The sequence below is a fragment of the Synechococcus sp. BA-120 BA3 genome, assembly GCF_034931285.1.
GTDB lineage: Bacteria > Cyanobacteriota > Cyanobacteriia > PCC-6307 > Cyanobiaceae > Cyanobium.
Genome location: NZ_JAYGHZ010000166.1, coordinates 1 through 1,556, shown reverse-complemented (window position 1 = coordinate 1,556; position 1,556 = coordinate 1). Strand labels below are relative to the sequence as shown.

Below are 1,556 nucleotides of genomic sequence, written 5' to 3'. Positions count from 1 at the left end.
GTTGTGCACCGAGCCGGCCACGCCGCGCCCCTTGACCCGGTGGCTGCCCCCCATCACCAGGCCCGTGGAACTGCCCCCGTCGAGGTTGAGCGCATCCACCAGCCCCATCTGCTGCAGCAGCCAGGCGGTTTCGGCGAGGGTGGGTCCGGGTCCTCCCCCGGCGCCCTGCAGGGTCACCAGCCACAGCAGGGTGCCGTCGCTGCCCACCACGGTGCGGGGGGCCCCCTGGCGCAGGAAGGCGGCCCCGAACCCCTCGGCGCCGCCGTTGAGCACGATGCGGCCGCTCTGGAGCAGCAGCGGTCCGCCCCCCATCACCGAGGAGGCGTTGCCCACCGGATCGCTGGGGCGGCTCTCGATCCGCAGCCGGTCCCCCTGGCCCCAGGGCAGGTCGGCCCCGCCGCGGGCCACCACCAGGGTGTCCTCCGGCCGCAGCGGCACCCCCGCCGCCAGTTCGGCGCTGCCGATCCGGCGCTGCACCTGGCCGCCGCTCAGCAGCAGGCCCGTCTCGGAGCCGGTCAGGGCCTGGTAGAGCCGACCCCAGTCGGCCGTGTAGCGGCTCAGGCCCCGCTGGGCCAGGCCGCTGTTCACGGTCAGCAGCGGCAGGCGCTGGCCGCGGTCGTCGCTGATCCACTCATCCAGCCGCAGGCGGCCGAAGCGCGGCAGGCTGCGGGGCTCCCAGCCCACCGCGCCGCGGTTGAGGATCGGGCCGGACAGCCAGCGGCCCTGGTCCCGCAGGGCGCCGAGGGGCAGCCGGCGCACCCGGTTGAAAAAGCCGCCGTTGATCGCCACCAGGGCGTCCTGGCGCTGGGCCAGGGCCGTCAGGGAGCTGAGCCCCGCCATGCCGTCGGGGCGGCTCAGGGTGCGCAGTTCCAGGGGAGCGCTGCGCGGATCGATCCGCACGGCGTTGACCTGGACCCGGGTGCCGCCCACGCTGCGCACCTGCTGGTCCCAGCGCAGCTGGGAGCCGAGCATCGCCAGCAGCCGTGGATCGATCGGCGCCGGTGCCTCCGGCGCCGTGCCGACGCTGCCGGCGCCCTGGGGCAGGTCGATCACCACCCGGGCCGGATCTCCCAGGGTGAAGGTGCGCAGGGGGGCGACGCCGCCCGGCACGGCCAGGGTCAGGTCCGCCCCGTCGCTGCGGCTGCGCAGGCCCCGGGCGGTGAGCTGGGCCAACTGGTCCGGCCGGCTGAGCAGGGACAGCTGCAGGCCGCCCTCGCTGCTGCGCACCAGGGCGGGTCCGTCGAGGTCGAGCACCACCCGCCGGACGCCGGCCTGCTCGGAGCTGCGCACCTGCAGCAGGCGGGGGGCCGGCAGGCGCAGATCCAGCCGCTCGCCGCGGCGCTCCACCGCCACGCCCGCATCCTGCAGGAGGACGGCCACATCGACGGCCACCTCGTCGGCCAGCGAGCGCTGCTGCGCCGGAGGCACCACCAGCTCCCGGCCGAACCATTCCAGCGCCAGGGCGCCATCGGGCCTGGCGCGGCTGCTGAAGCCCAGCTGGCCTTCCAGCACCTCCAGCGGCAGCCACAGCGCCATCGGCCGGCGCGGGTCATCGC

At 76.2% G+C, this 1,556-nt stretch carries 1 protein-coding gene; it reads right to left on the bottom strand.

What is annotated here, in order from left to right:
• Positions 1-1,536 (bottom strand): phosphodiester glycosidase family protein (locus VB737_RS06935; protein ID WP_500312194.1); only part of this gene is annotated, 1,536 nt, incomplete at its 3' end.
• Between the last annotated feature and the right edge of the window lie 20 nt (positions 1,537-1,556).